The organism is Granulosicoccus sp. 3-233 (genome assembly GCF_052681095.1).
Genome location: NZ_JBQYLE010000020.1, coordinates 1 through 18134 on the forward strand (window position 1 = coordinate 1; position 18134 = coordinate 18134).

Annotated in this window: 15 protein-coding genes; 4 read left to right on the forward strand and 11 right to left on the reverse strand. The window is 56.7% G+C overall.

Annotated elements, in window-relative coordinates:
- Positions 1-58 precede the first annotated feature (58 nt).
- Both ACUNV4_RS28730 and ACUNV4_RS28735 read right to left on the reverse strand, forming a co-directional pair.
- Complete coding sequence (locus ACUNV4_RS28730) at positions 59-718, reverse strand: phosphate ABC transporter substrate-binding protein PstS (RefSeq protein ID WP_430882113.1); 660 nt, start codon at positions 716-718, stop codon at positions 59-61.
- Positions 719-957: 239 nt separating this feature from the next.
- A complete protein-coding gene (locus ACUNV4_RS28735) occupies positions 958-1350 on the reverse strand; it encodes an amidohydrolase family protein (protein ID WP_430882114.1) in 393 nt (130 codons plus the stop codon).
- Between the two features lie 105 nt (positions 1351-1455).
- Between ACUNV4_RS28735 and ACUNV4_RS28740 the strand changes: the two genes are divergently transcribed.
- Entirely contained in the window at positions 1456-1809 is a 354-nt protein-coding gene (locus ACUNV4_RS28740; RefSeq protein ID WP_430882115.1) for a helix-turn-helix domain-containing protein, read from the forward strand.
- 266 nt (positions 1810-2075) lie between these two features.
- On the opposite strand, the gene ACUNV4_RS28745 is transcribed toward ACUNV4_RS28740, so the two are convergent.
- Positions 2076-5195, reverse strand: a complete 3120-nt coding sequence (locus ACUNV4_RS28745; RefSeq protein WP_430882116.1) for a DUF3427 domain-containing protein — start codon at positions 5193-5195, stop codon at positions 2076-2078.
- 132 nt (positions 5196-5327) lie between these two features.
- Entirely contained in the window at positions 5328-5567 is a 240-nt protein-coding gene (locus ACUNV4_RS28750) for a type IV toxin-antitoxin system AbiEi family antitoxin (protein WP_430882117.1), read from the reverse strand.
- Here ACUNV4_RS28750 and ACUNV4_RS28755 point away from each other — a divergent pair.
- Positions 5539-5709 carry a hypothetical protein gene (locus tag ACUNV4_RS28755; RefSeq protein WP_430882152.1) on the forward strand — a complete coding sequence of 57 codons (171 nt, stop codon included), beginning with the start codon at positions 5539-5541 and terminating at the stop codon, positions 5707-5709. The two genes, ACUNV4_RS28750 and ACUNV4_RS28755, sit on opposite strands and share 29 nt — an antisense overlap.
- 231 nt (positions 5710-5940) lie before the next feature.
- Here ACUNV4_RS28755 and ACUNV4_RS28760 read toward each other — a convergent pair whose 3' ends face one another.
- From ACUNV4_RS28760 to ACUNV4_RS28770, 3 genes are all read right to left on the reverse strand, one after another.
- Positions 5941-7134, reverse strand: a complete 1194-nt coding sequence (locus tag ACUNV4_RS28760; RefSeq protein WP_430882118.1) for an ATP-binding protein — start codon at positions 7132-7134, stop codon at positions 5941-5943.
- 606 nt (positions 7135-7740) lie between these two features.
- Entirely contained in the window at positions 7741-10686 is a 2946-nt protein-coding gene (locus ACUNV4_RS28765; RefSeq protein WP_430882119.1) for a UvrD-helicase domain-containing protein, read from the reverse strand.
- Positions 10687-10927: 241 nt separating this feature from the next.
- Positions 10928-11830: a LysR family transcriptional regulator gene (locus tag ACUNV4_RS28770; protein WP_430882120.1), complete on the reverse strand. Its 903-nt coding sequence runs from the start codon at positions 11828-11830 to the stop codon at positions 10928-10930.
- Positions 11831-11940: 110 nt separating this feature from the next.
- Here ACUNV4_RS28770 and ACUNV4_RS28775 point away from each other — a divergent pair, with 110 nt between their 5' ends.
- Both ACUNV4_RS28775 and ACUNV4_RS28780 read left to right on the forward strand, forming a co-directional pair.
- Positions 11941-12570 carry an NAD(P)-dependent oxidoreductase gene (locus tag ACUNV4_RS28775; RefSeq protein WP_430882121.1) on the forward strand — a complete coding sequence of 210 codons (630 nt, stop codon included), beginning with the start codon at positions 11941-11943 and terminating at the stop codon, positions 12568-12570.
- A 92-nt stretch (positions 12571-12662) separates the two neighbouring features.
- Complete coding sequence (locus ACUNV4_RS28780; RefSeq protein WP_430882122.1) at positions 12663-13556, forward strand: hypothetical protein; 894 nt, start codon at positions 12663-12665, stop codon at positions 13554-13556.
- 129 nt (positions 13557-13685) lie between these two features.
- On the opposite strand, the gene ACUNV4_RS28785 is transcribed toward ACUNV4_RS28780, so the two are convergent.
- The 4 genes from ACUNV4_RS28785 to ACUNV4_RS28800 all read right to left on the reverse strand — a co-directional run bounded on the left by ACUNV4_RS28785 (position 13686) and on the right by ACUNV4_RS28800 (position 17837).
- A complete protein-coding gene (locus ACUNV4_RS28785; protein WP_430882123.1) occupies positions 13686-15017 on the reverse strand; it encodes a HupE/UreJ family protein in 1332 nt (443 codons plus the stop codon).
- Positions 14968-15564: a VOC family protein gene (locus ACUNV4_RS28790; protein WP_430882124.1), complete on the reverse strand. Its 597-nt coding sequence runs from the start codon at positions 15562-15564 to the stop codon at positions 14968-14970. Before ACUNV4_RS28790 ends, ACUNV4_RS28785 begins: the two co-directional genes overlap by 50 nt.
- A gap of 89 nt (positions 15565-15653) precedes the next feature.
- Positions 15654-17231 carry a GMC family oxidoreductase gene (locus tag ACUNV4_RS28795; protein ID WP_430882125.1) on the reverse strand — a complete coding sequence of 526 codons (1578 nt, stop codon included), beginning with the start codon at positions 17229-17231 and terminating at the stop codon, positions 15654-15656.
- A gap of 12 nt (positions 17232-17243) precedes the next feature.
- On the reverse strand, positions 17244-17837 hold the full coding sequence (locus ACUNV4_RS28800; RefSeq protein ID WP_430882126.1) for a hypothetical protein: 594 nt from the start codon (positions 17835-17837) through the stop codon (positions 17244-17246).
- Positions 17838-18134: the final 297 nt, after the last annotated feature.

Genomic DNA, 18134 nt, shown 5'->3' on the forward strand with positions numbered 1-18134 from the left:
ATTCGTGTTCGACCCACCCGGATTGCTGCCTCGCGCCTGAATCGGCATCACGCAGTGGTTATGCCGTGAACGGGTACCGTTTGGAAGTACCCGGTCCGGCAGCCCATTGCGGACTGATGGTTGAAAGGTGCTCGGTGAATGAATGTGTGGTGCCGCTACTATCGGCTCGCGCTACCAGCTGTATGAGCTTTGCCGGTAGATTGGCTTGGGGGTTTTCGGCAACGATCAAGGGGTCATCCCAACGATCCACCGTTCCCAGAAAAATGCCTGTGTAGGCTTCGCGCGACAATCTCAGGGGTTGCGTTAGCTGTGGCATGTTGTAGGTGATACCGATCATGCCGGCGGTCAGTGGTAGCTGCCGAGTGCCCTCTGCCAGCTTCAGCTCTTCTGGGTTCAATAGCGCATCGCTAGCCCCGATATCAACGCCTGATTCCAGATAACGCCTGATTCCCTCACCGCTGCCGACAGCATCGTAGTGGAGTGCGATTTCACTGTCGACATCGGTATAGCTGTCTATCCAGGACTCGATGATCGGTGCAGCGAAAGTCGAACCAGCACTCTTTATTTCCACCGCTGCAGCCGGGCTTCTCGGATCTTTGCCGTCACTATCTTCTCTTTCATTGGCGGCTGATTTTTCACCTGAGCTGCACGCTGCCAGTATCAGTGTGATCGTTATCAGGAGTGGGGCGGTGTAACTCAAAGCGGTTCGAAATTTCATGGGGATTCCGGAACGTCTGTTCAGCAGGGGGATCGAAAGCAGAGTTGATGCCGCACATATATACGTCTACCCATATGTAATTTCAAATGAACATTGTGTGACATGAACCCTTGACTACTGAGTGGCGAGAGCTCAGATGGACGTTCGTGGTGCTACGTGGCATTGCATCCTGTTTTACCCTTTTGGTGATTCAGAGATAAAGGGGTTGTCTGCCGGAACACTGCCGTCATCGTTCAATCTCACAATTCTCCATCCGTGAGCTCGGATCGCTGACCCCATCGACGGTGCTCGTGGGGCGCTGGGAATGAGTTTGCAATGTCTGGCAGGAGCCGTCGGCAGCGCCCTGTTTGGCTACCGTATCGCCCGGTTTCACCACCCAGAATGGTTTGCTCGACCATAACATCCTTGATTGTGGTCGGGTCTACGGTCAGCGGGTCTTCTGACAGAACGACGAGGTCTGCCAGCTTACCGACTTCAATACTGCCTTTCCTGTCCTCTTCGAAATTGGAATACGCCGCATGGAGGGTGGTCGCCTTGAACACTTCCAGATGCTGATGACCGGGGAGGTGACTCTCATTATCAGCTACGAGACTGAGCTCAATACTTTGCGCACGGCTATTGCTCAAGGACATGTCAATGAAACTTCAAATAGGTTTATGTATCCATGAGATAACGTTAAATGTGATTGCGACCCGAGTATCCAGTCACCCCCCATCACGCGACAGGCATTGACCTTAATGTCTTCTCAGAAAAACAAAAACGGCGACAATGTAGTCCGGAGATTCCCTTATGGCCGTACCCGTCAAAGTACCCCGAGCGGCTCGCAAGGAACTCGTGACGCTGGGGAGAACATTCGCATCGCACGCCTGCGTCGACGGCTGACGGCCGAGATCGTTGCGCAGCGCGCCGGCACAACGCGCCAGACCATCGCCAAGGTCGAGAGCGGAAATCCGGCTGTCAAGGCCGGCACCTACGCGGCGGTGTTGCAGGCTCTCGGGCTTTTGAAAGGCTGGGGTGATCTGGAGGACCCGGTGGGTGAGCAGATGGCGCTCGATGACCTGCCTCAGCGTGCGAGATTGAAGGATGGTTGAGGTCTGGATCGACTGGAAGGGGTTGAAACGGGTCGGCAGACTTCACCGCCATGCCGGGCGGGGCAGAGACGGGTGTGCCTGTTACGGTTATCCCCAAATCCTGTGGATAAGTATGTGGATGAACCACGTATAGATCGGTGAGGCTGAGTCCTTGTCATGCTCTCGTCATTCTGTACAAAGTATGCGCACCCGGAGAGTGTGCTTTTCTGCTAAAGCGCGGAGTTATCCATTCGCCTTCGGCTGGCAGGCTCGGTTTGAGCCAGTCTTCAAGCCACCGCCGCCCGATACTCGACAAACACATCACCCGGCAGAGGCTGCTGTAGCCGCCAGGTGATCTGCATGGGCCGCTCTGATTGATGTTCGACATAGCTGGCCAGGCCTGCGCAGAAGTACGGCATGGTTCGGCCATTGGGCTGCTTCTTGGCTGATCGAATGAACAGGACGATGGAGCGATTCCGCTGTTCATGATGGAGGTAGTTCTGGCCTTGTGCACTGTCAACGGTGACCTTCGCCTGAGTTTCCCAGTGGAACAGGCGTTCGCTGATCGCATAGTCCAGGTAGCGGGTGGTGGGCGAGTAGTCCTTCTCGGTTTTCTGCAAGGTGATGAACAGCAGTTCCGTCTGTGTGGGGGCGTGCCAGTAAACTCCGGCCTGAAGCGGCAGGGGTTGCTCGACCGTGGAGGCGCCGAACGCTGCCAGGATCTCCTCGCGCGTGTAGCTGGCATGAACCTGCAGAGGGATGGGATGCAGCAGCCCGAGTGGGTGGTGCAGGTGGGTGATTTGCGGCTGGAGCAAATCGAGTACGGCCAGTAGCTCGGTTCGCAGGCCCTCGTGCTGCCAGAAGGTGGCCGATGCCTGGTCGAGATTCTGGTAGTGATTTTTCCTCGGACTGAGAACGGTCAGTAGCAGACCTTCGAGTTGCCGACGGGTTCGCTCATCCAGATCGTTGGCCTGCGGTGGAAGGGCTGAACTGAGCAGCTTTCGATAGGCACTGATGCGCTCCTGATCATCCAGATGCAACAGGCGGGCAATGCCACGACCGATCATGGCTTCACCGTCAAGGGCGTCAGTCTTGTCGATGCCAGCTGCACGGCGCAGTTCTGTCCAGGTGTGGTTGCCTCGATAGAGGTCATCCAGCTCCAGGCCGGTCTCCTGCAAGTAGTTGGCAAGCGTGGTGTCACCGATGGTACGAAGCTCCTGAATACGCTGGCGCCAATCCGTGGGCAGAGATTCCCGGATGTTTTTCAGCACCACTCCTCTGGCAACCGCGTCGAGTTCCAGCAGGCAACCGGCTGGCAGAAACGGGAATCCCTGTTTGATATCGCTTTCCAGTTGACGTCGGCTGATACCCAGCATGGCGCGATAGCGCAAGTCAAAACGAAACTCCTTGCGGTGATGACCCACGAAATCCAGTACCGTGAGCACCTCCTTGCCGTCAGCGCGCCGCAGGCCTCGTCCCAGTTGCTGCAGGAAGATGGTGGCACTCTCGGTGGGGCGCAGCATCAGCACGACATCAACGGTTGGGATGTCCACCCCTTCGTTGAAGAGATCCACCGTGAACAGAATATTCTGCTTGCCTTCGCGCAGTTCATCGAGTGCGGTGCGCCGATCGGTCGAGCTGTATCGGGAGGTGACGGCCAGGGCCGCGATACCGGCGCGCGCAAATCGCTCGGCCATGAAGTGGGCATGTTCGATACTGACGCAGAACCCCAGCGCTCGCATGCGTGTCGGTTCGCCGATCTTGTCGGTCACGGCTTGTATTACCTTGGAGGCTCGCAGATCATCACCGGTGTACAGGTTCGTCAGCTCCTTGAGGTCGTAGCCGCTACCACGTCGCCAGGTGATCTTCGACAGATCGGTGGAATCATGAATACCGAAGTAGTGGAAGGGGGAGAGCAGGCCTTGCTCCAGCGCATCCCACAGTCGTAGCTCCACGCTGACCTTGCCATCGAACCACTTGAGAATATCCAGCCCATCGGTACGTTCCGGCGTGGCCGTCAGGCCGAGCAGATGACGAGGTTTGATGTGATTGAGCAAGGCCTCATAACTGTTGGCGGCTGCATGATGAAATTCATCGATGATGACGACATCGAATTGCCTGGGGTCGAGCGTGGTGACATCGTTGGCGGTAATCGATTGGATGGAGGCGAACACGTGCTCCCACGATGTGGGGGTTTGTCCGTCCACCCAGAGCTCACCGAAGGAGCCGCTACGTAGTACATGCCTGAAAGTGGTCCGGCTCTGCACAAGGATTTCACTGCGATGGGCGACAAACAGTAAGCGAGAGCGGGGAAGGTCGGCTTTCAACTGACGGTAGTCGAAGGCCGCCATGATGGTCTTACCGGTACCGGTTGCTGCGACCACGAGATTGTTCGGATAGCCCTTGGCCCGTTCTACCTGCAAGCGCTCGAGAATCTGACGCTGGAAGGGGTAGGGCTGAATGTCGAAGGGCGTGACGATGGATTCGTCGGTGGCGCGAGCCGTGGCCTTGATGAACTGATCGCGATTGAACGGCTCGAAATGCGCATCTTCCCAGTAGGTGGCAAAGGTACGCTCGAAGGCAGTGATCAGTTCCGGATTGAGTCGCTGGGAGGCGCGTACATTCCACTCCAGGCCAGGCGTCATGGCAGAGAAGGTGAGGTTCGAGGAGCCGATATAGACGGTAGAGAAGCCGGTTCTACGCTGGAACAACCAGGCCTTGGCGTGCAGGCGAGTGGTGGAGGTGTCGTAGCTGACCTTGATCTCGGCGCCCAGCTCCTTCAAGACATCCAGTGCCTTGAGTTCCGTGCTGCCCGTGTAGACGGTCGTGATGATGCGGATCTTTCTACCGGCCTCGCTGTGACGTTTCAGGCTGGGCAGGAGTTGCCGAATGCCGGTCCAGCGGATGAAGGCCAGAACCAGATCGATCCTGTCAGCGGACGCTATCTCGGCTTCAATCTCTCTACCAACGGCAGGCTGGTCTCGCGCGTTGGTCATCAGCACGGTGTCTCGTAAAGGTGTCAAAGGCTGACGAATGGAGATGGGTTTGTCCGTGGGCGAGAGAGGATTGACAGCCAGCAGACGGCTCACGGGATCTGCCAGTGCACTCAACGATGCGTCAGCGTCATGCTTCTCGGGAGTGAGCGCATTGATGATGGAATGCGAGAGCACAATGGCCGCTGCGGCTCTGTCATCGGGTGTCACCGAGGCCAGGGTCTGTGAGACCCATTTGCCGACGATCTCTCCGACTCGGTCGGGCAGTTCTGCAGGGTCTACCTGCTTGATATCCGGTGCCAGGCGTGCCTGAGTCAGTTCGGTGAGTTGTGCCTGCAGTTGCTCATCGATCAGCTGATCGTAGAGACCGGGTTCGGCAGGAAGTGCGGTGAATCCATCCACTTTGTTGGCCATTGTGGGCGGGCGTCCTTGGGATTCTGGTATGAAGGATTGTAGGCTACCATTTGCCAATCGTTGGCTGGATTGCTGGGGCAGCTTGCATGGCTGCGATAGCTGAAGTCATACAGAGTACCGACGGTTAGGGTGTCAATCTGTCCCGTCAGGTTCAGTAATGTACTCATCGCGTAAAAGTTTTGCAGCTTCGAGGTTCCTGGGGTCTCCGGTTGAGATCAAGTCGGCGTAGACGATTATCGGAGGAGCCAGCACGTTGGTGTCTATCGCGTTCCCTTTTGGATAAGCCGGCGCGTCTTCTTTCAGCTCGTGATGTCTACTGTCAGCGAGACTCGCGAGATAGGAGGTGTTCCAAAAAGGTGATCTGTCATCCACTGCGTGGATGAAACTGGCCGAAAACCTGACGGCCTATCACACGGCCAAGGCCGGTATTGTCGGTCTGACCCGGGGGCTGGCCTCGGATGCAGCGCGCATGGTAACTGGACAATGTATTATTGTTGATGGCGGGGTTGTATGACGATGGGGTTGACTCTTCCTGATCGCGCCATCCTTGTTGAATCTGCACAGCGCCTGACATACAGGGGATGATGCGGGAACTCGGGATTCCGACCGGTGGCAGTCTGGATAGTGATCTGTGGCCGGTCATATGGAAACGTGCAAGATGGACTTGCCGATGGCGTGAGTTGACCGGTCTGGGCTTTGACTCATTCCACAGCGGCCCGCAAATCGGTCATGTTGCAAGTTTTTTTCACAAACGCCCGCTTAGCTCACCCATGAGCCCCGTGATAGTGACAACTTCCACGCCATCTCTGATCGTGTAGCTCTCGTTACCGGGGTAGACGACGAGCCGTCTGGTGGCTTTGATGTCTTTGCACCCTTCATGGAATCCTCGACTGGGGGAGGGTGCGCTTGAGTGCTTGATTTCGATAGCCCAGCGTTCCAGGCCGAATTCGAGAACGAGATCTATCTCCGCGCCAGCGGATGTCCTGTAGAAGGACGTGGCAGTATCGGATGACGTAACCGAGAGCAGTTGTTCCATGACGAAGCCTTCGAAGCTATCGCCCAATTTCGGGTGACCTAGCAATTGCTCTCTTGAATCAATGGCCAGTAGGGCATGAAGAACGCCCGTATCTCTCAAATAGACTTTTGGCGATTTGACCAGTCGCTTACCAAGATTGCCGTGCCAGGGTTTTAGTTGACGTACCAACAACAGGTCCACCATCAAATCCAGGTAGCGCGATATTGTGGTTGCATTCACATCCAGACTCCGCGCCAGTGTGGAGCGATTCAGCAGTCCACCCGACAAATGGGCGAGCATGGTCCAGAAGCGACGCAGTGTTTCACTGGCAATGGCAGGACCGAGATCGGGAATATCACGTTGCAGGTAGGTGGTAATGAAATCGCGTCGCCATAGCAGACTGTTACGATCCGTGTTCGCTAGAAATGAATCCGGAAAACCGCCACGTGTCCAGAGCTGGTTCAGTATGCTCGTCTGCTCACCGGACACACCGTCATGGTGCGTGTTCGCTTCCAGCAAGTCTATGCCGTAGAGCTCTGTGTAGGCAAGTCGACCTGCGAGGGATTCACTGGACTGGCGAAGCAGCTCAGGGCTGGCAGAACCCAGTATGACGAACTGCGCGTATCGTCTGCCTGCCCGCCGGTTGGTATCGATGACCGCTCGCAAGGTGCTGAAAAGCCCGGGCACGCGGTGAATTTCATCCAGAATGATCAGCTTGTCTCGGTGCTCGCTGAGGTAGGGTGCAGGATCGGCCAATTTCGCCCTGTCACTGTCCAGCTGCAAATCAAGGTAGAGCGAAGAGTGTCTGTCCGCGATCTGTAAAGCCAGCGTCGTTTTGCCAGCCTGACGCGGTCCCAGTATGGCAACGGCTGGCATGTGCTCCAGCCGCTGATTGACTTCCTTGAAGAGTCTTCGTTCTATCATCCTTGCAATTCTGGCATTGAATACAGAATTTGCAAGGTTATTTCACGATTTGATGGATCGTGACGAGTGGTTGAGGTCTGGATCGACTGGAAGGGGTTGAAACGGGTCGGCAGACTTCACCGCCATGCCATGCCATGCCATGCCATGCCATGCCATGCCATGCCATGCCATGCCAGGCCAGGCCAGGCCAGGCCAGGCTAGGCCAGGCCAGGCTAGGCGAGGCAGAGAACGGGTGTGCCTGTTACGGTTATCCACAAATACTGTGGATAAGCCTGTGGGCGACGAGCGTATAGATTGTCAGAGCGGTGATGGGGCGTGCTCCTGGCGTTTTGTTCGGTTCATGCACATCTGCGCGTTGCGAGCGGTAGCAGGTTCAGTACTGCAAGCAAAGCTGCTGGAACTCGTTCTTGCAGTGCGGTCGATCAACGGCGTGCCTGAGTCAGTTCGGTGAGTTCTGCCAAAAGGTCGGGCCATCATTGATGTGGCGGAGGAGCCTACTGATTTGTGCAAGCTCGGTAGATTCGGTTCGAGCGGAACCGCACCCTCGGCATTCATCCTGGTAACTGCAATCACGGTACCCGATGGCGGCCTGGAAGTCGCCAGCTGTCACTGTTCCAGCTGCGCTCGCTCCAACTGCTCTTGCTCCATGCGCTCCTTGTGGGCCTGCACCATGTCGACAAATTCTCCCATCCAGTGCTCGAGCTTGCGCAGCTCGTCTTGATGATTCTGTTCGCGAATTCGACGCTGCTGCTCGGAGTGAATCGGGAAATCGTGTGGTGAGAGCAAGCGTGGAGCCAGGTCGTCGAGTTGCAGCAGCTCGTGAATCGGCCGCCAGTTGCCATCGATGCGCAGTTTCAGCGTCGGGTTGATGATGTAGTGACCACGCCGGATGCGCATGAACAGCTTGCGATTATAGGGCCCGTCGCGCGTCACTTCGTTTTTCGACAGTACACTGCTGATATAGCTTTGGCGTTTGCGCTTCTTCGGCAGCAGGCTATCGGGAAGCCCTTCCACAATTGATGCGATGTCCGCGGCGGTGAAGGCACATTCATAGGGCGCTTGATCGTCAAGCACTCGGTAGAACAGGGCGATCATCAGATCCAGCAGAAACGACTCCATCAGGTGCCCGCCGAGCTTGATCAGACGATTGTCGGCCTGCACCGAGCAGCTGGTCGGTTTCAGCAACGGGGCGCAGTTCGCTGCCCGATTGTCGAAAGCGGCACTGGGGGAGGCTGTGGCTCGATTCAACAGGATCTGCCAGGCATTGAGCCCATGGTTGGCAACCAGGCTGGTGTTGGCTCCGCGGTCGAGCAAAGCCTCGATCAGTTCGGCATGGGCAAGGCGGGCCGCGATCATCAGCGGCGTCAGATTGTGAGGACTCCGGTGATCGATACCGTAGCGTTCGCAATCGCGGATCACCGCTTGCGGATTGGAGAATTCGTAGTTGGCGTAGTGCTGTCGCAGCAGCTTCTTTTCAGCATTCTCCAGTGGCTGCAGCGCTGGCTTGAACTTCAGCCGTTCAAGCTCGTTGAGACTCGCCTGGTGCTCCATCAGAAGAGCGGTCTCGAACACTTGCAACAGCTTCTTTCTATGGTTTTCGGCAAAGGCCGATTGCCGCAAGTCGGCAAAGGACTCGCGGTCGAGCACCGGCCAGGGCACCGGCTTGACTTCGAGAATGTCGCGATGGATCGCCTCGGCCTGCTCATGCTTGCCTTGCAGCTCCAGCTTGCGTGCCTCACGTTGCCATTCCTCGATGCTGGAGCCCGAATCCTCGACATCGAGCTCGCCGGTGAAGCGTTCCAGATCGAGCAGGCGAATCGCCGGATGGTCAAGTCGCTCCTCTATCAGGTAGACATTGCGTATGGCGCGGGTTATCGCGACATACAGACCGTTGATGTAGAACTTGTAGATCTCGAGCGATTTGTCGTTCTTGCTCTTTGCCCGCGCATAGGCGAGTTCGTCGACTTCGAGTTGCTCCGGATCGACATCGCGGGCTATGTCGCGAAACACCTTCTCCTCACCGGCAATGAAGTTGTAGAGAATGATGCTTTCGTATTCGAGCCCCTTGGCTTCGTGGATCGCGAACACCAGTGGTGTATTGAAATGCCTGCGCGCTGCCGCCTTGTCGGACGTATGCATGACCAGTACCGCGAAGCGGGTCGAGCGCCGCGTCTTGCTGTCCAGTTCGCTACATACCTTTTCGCTGTGTTCCAGCAATTGCAGGCTACCGCTGGTCTGGCCGCGGCTTTCCACCAGATGATTGCTTTCCCGATCGACCGAACCGAAGCGTGCATGTTTGAGTTTGAGGATGCGGTTGGCAATACCGGTAACCAGTGGTGAATTACGGTAGTTGCCGCGAAGTATGTGCAAGGTATCGTGTTGGCCGGTGAGCTCGCGTTGTTCGAAGAACAGCGATTTCAGCGAGGACCAGGAGAAGAAATTCGGGTGGACGATCTGGTTGGCGTCGCCGCAAAGCAGGAATTCACCGGGCTGATGCAGAGTCGAGAGCAGCAGATAGAGCTGGATGTTGGTGAAGTCCTGTACTTCGTCGACAACCACGAAGTCGTATCGCGGAGTGACCTCCTTGCGAATGCGATGACAGACGATATTCGGGTCGAAAAGCTCGGACTGTTCGAGAAAGTCGAGATAGCGTTCGAACAGGGTATAGACAGTATCACGCTGTGCCTCGGTAAAGATGGACTGACGGATACCTAGCTCGAGGTACTGTGCCCGGCTCAGCCAGCCCTTGTCACCAACAGGGCTGGTGATGACACCACGAAATTCCTCGAACAGGGCATGGCCGTCGCCTAGCCCGCTGCCGGATCGATGCCGTGCAAACCAGCCATCGAAGTCCTGCTGGGTGACTTCGCGCCCCGCCGGTACGCGAACCGATTCGAGAAATTCGTTGAAGGACAGGAAATCGACCGATTGCTCGTCGTTCTCATAGCCATTGGCAGAATACAGTGCGCGAGCGCTTTCGACGAGATAGGGCGAAAGGCTGACATACAGTACATCGCCCCGGGCAAGTTTCAATTTCTCCAGTGTCAGTGCGGTCTTGCCGCTACCGGCCGAACCGACGATGACCAGTGGAGCAGGCAGGTCGAAAATGGCCTGCTGCTCGTCATCGAAGGACAGCACCTTGTCAAGCACGTGAAAGTGCTCGCCTCGGGGATTGAGATATACCAGAGGTGTCGCTTCGGCGTCGATGGCTGCGAGGTCGAGCGTCGTGTCGTCACCATCAACGGAATTCTCGGCCAGCACCTGGCCGGCAGCAGCGCGGGCAGGGTCGATACCCACACCGCGTGTCAGGAAGCGCGACTTCTCGTAGTCGTGGTTGGGCAAGTGTTCAAGAACCAGACACTCGGTCTGTTCACCGGCCCGGTAGAAGGCGAATAGCAAGCGTGCCGCCTTGCCGAGCCGTGCCCGGTAAAGATTCGGACCAATCTTGGCGATTTGTGCACGGCTGAAATCGTTCTCCTCGATGGCAGCGCGAAACTTGTCGAGAGCCGGAATGCGATCAGGGTCCAAGCCTTCGTAGCAGCGTAGTTTCAAGAATTCCTCGGTGACCGAAAAAGTGTCATTGGCAGGGGTGGATTGACTACTGATACTATATGAATTCGGGCAGAGCCTTGCTGAATGGCGCTCCCAATAGTCACGTGGGCCTGCGAGGCGCGCGTTGATCAGGGGGCCAGCGCCAGCTCGGGCCAGCCATGGCAGAAGGAGCGATGCAGTGGATCTTCATGCCACATGGCTCGTGACACGGAAGACAGTCGCAGACTCCGCTATCTGTGGGTTATGCCGGAGGTGAACGCTCCCCCAGCTCTGTGGTCAGTTCATTGATCAGCAGGCTGACCGCGCGTGTACGCAAGCGACTCGGCGAACTGACGAGATAGATGCCGCCAGTTCTGAGCTGCCAGTCGGGCAGCAGTTCCACCAGTCGGCCTTCGGCCAGGTCCTGCTTCACGCTGTAATCGGGCAGAACCGCCAGACAGTTGCCGGAGCGCACGGCCTCGTGCATGGCCGATGTCACATTGATCGACAGAGCCGCTGTCAGGTTGATCGTGCGCTGCTGGCCCTGACGGGTGAGCGTTCGGCGCGATTCATCGAAACCACTGAACGCAATGAAAGGCAGCGAGCTCAGTTGCTCGGGTCGTGAGACCTGCCAGCGTCTCGCTGTCCGAGCCTCGGCGACGAAGATTTCACGAAAATCGCCGAGTTTTCTGGCCAGGTTGGAGGAATCGTGCAACCAGCCAACTCGAAACGCCAGATCAAAACGCTGTTCGAGCAGATCGACTCGAGCATCGTTGAGGTCCAGTTCGATCTCGATCTTCGGCCAGGCTTCGCTGAATGCCCGCAACTGCGGTGCCAGTCGGTGGATGCCATAGTCGGTGGGTGCGCTGATGCGTACCTGGCCGGCGGGTTCAGCGGTTTCGGCGGACAGCGATTCAAAGGCCTGCTCGGCCTGGATCAGCACAGCCTTGCTGCGCAGGTAGAAAGCGTCTCCGGCCTTGCTGGGGTACAGCCGGCGCGTATTCCTGACCAGCAGATTGACACCAACCTCCTGTTCCAGCAATTGCAGGTGTTTGCTGACCACGGCCTTGCTCAGCCCCAGACGCCTCGCGGCACCGGTGATGGTCCCTTCCTCGACGATCGCCACGAAATGCACAAGGCGATTCAGGTTGTGAGTGAGGTGCATTGATTGTCCACTTTTGGTTGACTGTAAGTTTTCATGATCAATCTTTATCTTACATCGGCGCTGCCGTAGATTGCTCTCCGTCAACTCCCACACAGACAACGGAGACACACATGAAGATTCTTCTGATCGGCGCCAGCGGCATGATCGGCAGCCGCATCCTGATAGAGGCCACACAACGAAAGCACGCGGTTATCGCCGCGGCCCGCAACCCGGAAAAGATTGCAGCCGGTGCCGGGGTCAGCATCGTCGGCATGGACATCGCTGATGAAACGGGTCTTGCCGAACTGGCTGCCGACAGCGATGTGATCATCTCGGCACTCAGCCCACGCAATACCGGCAATGCGGTCGAAGAAGCCGCTGCCTTCACCCGCTCCCTGATCCGAGTGCACGAACAGATCGGCAAGCGCATCCTGATGGTCGGCGGTGGCAGTTCGCTGCAGATGCCCGATGGCACCAGTGCGCTGACACTCACACCCGAGGCCATCCTGGCCGAGGCCACGGCCATGCGCGAGGCCTATGCCTTGCTGGTTGCGGCGGATATCGATTTCGTCGTGCTGGCACCGGGCGGCATGATCGAACCGGGCGAGCGCACCGGGCACTTCCGTCTGGGGGATCGCACCATGCTGGTCGACGAGCAGGGTAACAAGAGCCGCATCAGCGCCGAGGACTATGCCATCGCGATGCTCAATGAAGTGGAAGAGCCGAGGCATTTCCGAACGCTGTTCAATGTGGCGTACTGAGCCACCTGTCGAGAGTCGTTCGGCAGGATCGTGCGGCTCTCCTTCCAGACTCAACAAGTCTGATATTTTCAATACAATTCTGGTACATCGACATGAAACTGACTCGACGACATTTCCTGCTCGGCAGTAGTGCGCTGGCATTGAGCACGAGCCTGCCGCGCCTTGCCCAGGCACAAACCTCGACCATCAGCTGGTCGGCCCTGCGCGGCGATGACAAGGATTTCTTCCGCGCACCGGTACTGCTCAGTGGCGAGAAGCAGGCCATCCTGATTGATGGCAGCTTCAACCTGCCGGCTGGCGAACAGATGGCGGCACTGATCAAGGACAGTGGCAAGCAGCTGACCACGATCTACATCAGTTGTCCTGATCCTGACTACTACTTCAGCCTGAAGCCGATCAAGGCGGCTTTTCCCGAAGCGCGCGTGATCGCCGCCAGAGAGACGATCGAGGCCATCGATGCCAGCGTTCAGGGCAAACTGGATACCTGGGGGCCACAGCTGGGCGAGTTCGGACCGCAGACACAGGAGGACATCGTGTTTGCCGAGGCCTTCGACGAGAAGCGCCTGATGCTGGAAGACCAGCCCATCGACATCGTGACTTCACAGCGTCTGCATGATCGGCGCTATCTCTGGGTGCCGTCCTTGAATGCGGTGGTTGGAGGTGTGTATGCCTTTGATGGGCTGCATGTCTGGACGGCCGATTCGCCCACGAAACAAGACAGACAGCACTGGATTGCGGAGCTGGATGAACTCATCGCCCGTGATCCGGCCGTGGTCGTCGCCGGCCATGCCGCCAGCGGCACCAACAATGGCGTTGCCTCGCTGCGGTTCACGCGCGAATACCTGCTTGCCTTCGAACGAGCATTCGATGAGACCGGGAACAGTGAGGAGTTGATCGCTGCAATGCAAGCCCGGTATCCGGATCTTGGCCTGATGCCGGCGTTGGAAATCGGTGCGAAGGTCAGCAAGGGCGAGATGGACTGGTAGCAGACTGTCCTCGAACGTTGTGTATCGAGATCGCTGCTGGTGAATGCGTGGCTCGGATGGCGAATGCCGAAGTGATTCGCCATCCGGTACAGTCTATCTGCTGCTGTAGCGGCATGACCCCAGTGTCCACTAAAACGGGTGAACTACAGATACACCCGCAGCAGCGGCAAGAGCAAACGCGACAGGCCGGCGCCAATGTGCGTCGTTGAAAATGTCTGTTTTGTCCAGAAGCACGATTATCGGCAAGATGACCAGGTATACCGTGAACTGACAAAGTTCCAGCCCGAAAGCGAAGGCCACCAGGGTGGTGACATTGACTTCGCCGGAAAAAAGCGCCACATTTGCCGCGGAGGCGAACCCGTACCCGTGGATCAGGCCTATGACGAACATCGTCACCCTGTTCAACGCGTGCGACATTCTCAGCGCGATGGCCGTTCCCGCCGCCACGATGGAGAGTATGATCAGCAACTCGACAGAGTTTATGAACCATCTGCCTTGTGGCACAAAGCCATAAAGCCCCAAGGCCAGGGTCAGAACGTGGCCGATGGTAAAGGCTGATGCCCAAAGCAGAGCCTGACGCCAACCGCTTGCGGCGATAGCGATCAGGACAATCATCGCCAGATGGTCAAATCCCAGGTATATGTGCTCAGCCCCGATCAAGGCACTATTCAAATAACGAACCCAGCCAGCTTGAATGCCGGGGAAATCGGCCCGAAGCAGGCCGATCATCGCTGCGGTCTCGGTACCGCTATCGCGATGCAGTTTCACGATCGATCCGAATTTGTCGATAACCTGGAAGTTGGCACCCAGGTTCGAGCTGATCCGGATTGGAGCCGTCAGGCTGCCGGCTGGCACAATGAACTCGACATCCAGCGTTGCATCCAGGTAGGGCAGTGCGGTGGTTGACGCACTACTGTTCAGGGAATTCAGGGCGGATTTCACCGTGCCGAATGAGGGCCTTTCAGTGTCCAGCCAGAATCGGGATCTACCCACCAACAGTTCATGCGGTTGATCGGACAACCAAACTGTCAAGCCGTCCAGGAGAAGTTGGTGGAATGCATCCTGATTGGCTCGAAGTGCGTTGAGGTCCAGGAAAAGGTACTCTGCGTGGTGCATGGCGAAGGGGGGCAGACGAGTGTCTTTGGAGCCTTGCCAATCAGCGGGAAGCAACGCCAGAGGTGCTGGCATGCGCAGCAGAATGACCAGAGCATGCTTGTCCGATTCGGTAACATGTACAATGCGTGGGTCCGAATAGCTGAAATGCGCGTCGACTCGCTGCGGCAGAAGCAGAAGACAGACAGCCCAGAGTTGCAGAACAATCGCGAAAATCGTGGTCGATCGTCGTGTCATCGACATGCATCCTCCTCTTGAGTTGGGCCCGACCAGGAGCTGGCCGAGCACTCGCTTGGCGTCAAAGATCAGCGCGTGGATCCCAGAAGCTGCGGTCGTTCTGCTGTTCATCGATAATCCCGTCCGGGGCGCTGACTAGTTCCATCTGCATGCCCCACGGTGTCAGGAAGTACACCCAATCCATGCCCTCGAGACCGGTCCCGGTAAGAGGGTGTGGGCTTTCCAGAACCCGAACTTCATTGTCGTGCAGATATTGCGTTGCTGCTTCGATGTCATCAACATAGAAGGCGACATGGTAGCCACCGATATCACTGTTCTTCGGCGGATTGGGGTTCTGGTCCGGAGATGTATATTTGAAAATCTCGAATGCCGGGCCATTTCCACAGCGAACCATTGTGATGACTTCGATGACAGCACGTGGATTGACGTTGAGATTCTCGGTCATCCAGTCATTGTCGAAAGGTCCAAAGGGACCGAATGAGAAGAATGACTCGCATCCCATGACATCTACAAGGAATTCAACCGCCTCGTCAACGTCCGGAACCGTGATTCCAATGTGCTGCGTACCATGCATTCCAGGCATCTGTGCGTATGCGGTCATTGGGGCACAGAGTGCGCACAGTGTGGCAAACGCGAATGTCGTTGGTTTTTTGATCATGTTTTCCTCCAATTGGATCGGGAGCTGAAGTTCATTCTTGCGGGAACAAGCAGGCATGAAGATCAGAGCGTGTTTGAGCAAAAATCGAACTAGATATTCCGGGCGCTCATTTCCCGGGCGATGTATTCGGCCTGACGTATCGCCAGCGCGACGATCGTCAATGTCGGATTGCACGCGCCCGATGAGGTGAACTGGCTGCCGTCCGATACAAACAGGTTGGCGATGTCGTGCGACTGACCGTGCGCATTGACGACACCTGATGACGCCTTGGCGTGCATCCGGTTTGTTCCCATGTTGTGGGACGCCGGATAGGGGGGAAGTTCGTAGATATCGGTTGCGCCAACGGATTCGTATATCTGAGAAGAAGTTTCAAACATGTAGTTCGTCATGTTGACGTCATTGACGTGTGGCGTTTTGGCAACGATGGGTACCGGCAAACCGTACTGGTCGACCTCGCTCTCGTGCAGACTCACGCCATTCTTTTCCTGGGCCAGGTCTTCGCCAAGTGCCCAGACGCCCGACATATGGTCGTACTTTTCAAGTGCGCTCGAAACGCTTCGTCCCCATCCGGAGTTGCCCGGCTCCAGAAATGCGGCCATGAAAGGCAACCCCAGAGACAGAAACTCCAGATAGAATCCACCAGAAAAGCCGCGCGATGGATCGTGTTTTACATCGTCGCCCACAATACCGGCAACAGAGGTGCCGCGGAACATATGAACCGGCTCCGGCATGGCGGCATACAACCCGCCGGTTGAATGAACCATATAGTTCTTTCCAACCTGTCCCGAGGAATTGGCCAATCCATCGGGAAACATCGAAGATGCAGAATTCAAGAGCAAGCGCGGGCTTTCAATCGAGTTGCCTGCCACACAGACAATCCGCGCTTTCTGCCGTTGCTGCTCGCCATTCGAGTCTGCATAGACCACGCCGGTCACCTTGCCGGTCTCGTCGTGCTCGATTTTCAGGGCCATGGCCTCGGTTCGAATTTCGCAGTAATCGGTTTTTTCTGCCTGCGGAAGCTCGGTTACCATGGTCGACCATTTAGCGCCTATCGCGCAGCCCTGCATGCAGAAGCCGATCTGCCGACAGGCAGGACGACCATCTCGTACAACAGAGTTGATAGCCATCGGTCCCGAATCGTAGTCGGTTCGGCCTGTGCGACGACAACCTTCTGCGAGTACCCTGAACCCGTTGTTCCAGGGAAGATGGGGCATTCCGGTTGTCTTGCCGGTAACGCCCATCTTGATCTCGGCCTTTTCGTACCAGGGAGTCATCTCTTCCAGAGTGACCGGCCAGTCCTCGATGTTCGCATCCGCGATGTCGCCGTACGTGGACTTGGTCTTGAATTCGAATTCCTTGAAACGCAGAGCGACGCCGGCCCAGTGTAGAGTTGATCCGCCATAACCCTTGACGATCCAGGCCGGAAGATTCTTGTGATTGACAGCGCCATGCCAGCCACCGGCCGAGTATCGCTTGTCCAGCCACGACAGCTTCTGAAACTGCGTCCATTCATCGTTCTCCATATCGCTGGAATCAAAACGGGGTCCCGCTTCGAGCACCACCGACTTGATTCCCCGTTGTGCCAGTTCGTTGGCTACGGTTCCACCGCCAGCTCCCGAACCGATGATGACGACGACACCGTCGTCATTCAGATCAAATGTAGCCATTTCTGTGTTCTCCTAGTGCTTGACTGCGGCCATTCGTTCTTCAAGTGTCGGACCTTGCGGAACAAAGGTGATGTCGGAGAACCCGCGATCCACGTAGCCGGCATATTCAATGGAAGAACCCTGGTAACCGAATTTCGACCACACATCCGGATTGTTGTAGATGCCGAAATAGGCAGCCCAGCGAATGCTCTGGAAAAATGCATCGTTCTGAAACTGGCGAAGGATGCCTTCGCGTGCATCTGCATTGTCGATATCCAGATACCCTGCGCCAAACAGCGCTCTAGCCTGGGCGTCAATCTGGCCGACTCCCGTACGCAGTTGTTCGGCGTTGGCAGCGTCGTCATCGGCACCAGCGATGATGCTGCTTGTCACTGCCTGATAGACGTCAATGGGAACCAGTTCCGGGTGCGGATAGATGTCCTGCGTCATGCGCAGGATCAAGGCCGTCTCATCGGCGTTCAATGCTGAGGCAAATGCCGGTTTTACACCACTGAGCAAGGCACTTGTGGTGACTCCTGCCATCGCTGCGGTCATCAGAAACGTTCTGCGGTTGATGTCCGGCAGGTCTTGACTCGGTGGTGAATACTTGTGAAATCTTATCGTCATGAACTCTTCTCTTGTTGAAGTGGCGGGACAAACGGCGTATCCCCTCGAAAACACCGCGGATGTAGCGCGAGGCTCTGTCCAACTCCCTTCGATTCAGTGCGTATCGATCAACATCGTTGCAGTGAAAACCATGTAAAGCGATTAAAGTCTGTTGAGCGTTTGATGTAAGCGGGATTCCGTCCAGTGAGTGATTCACAGGTGAATGGGTTGCATTATTGGAACGCTGGACAACAACTTCAGTCACCGGTGCAAGGTAACGATCGGTAAAGGCTTGCCCAAAAGAGGGTTTGTCTACCC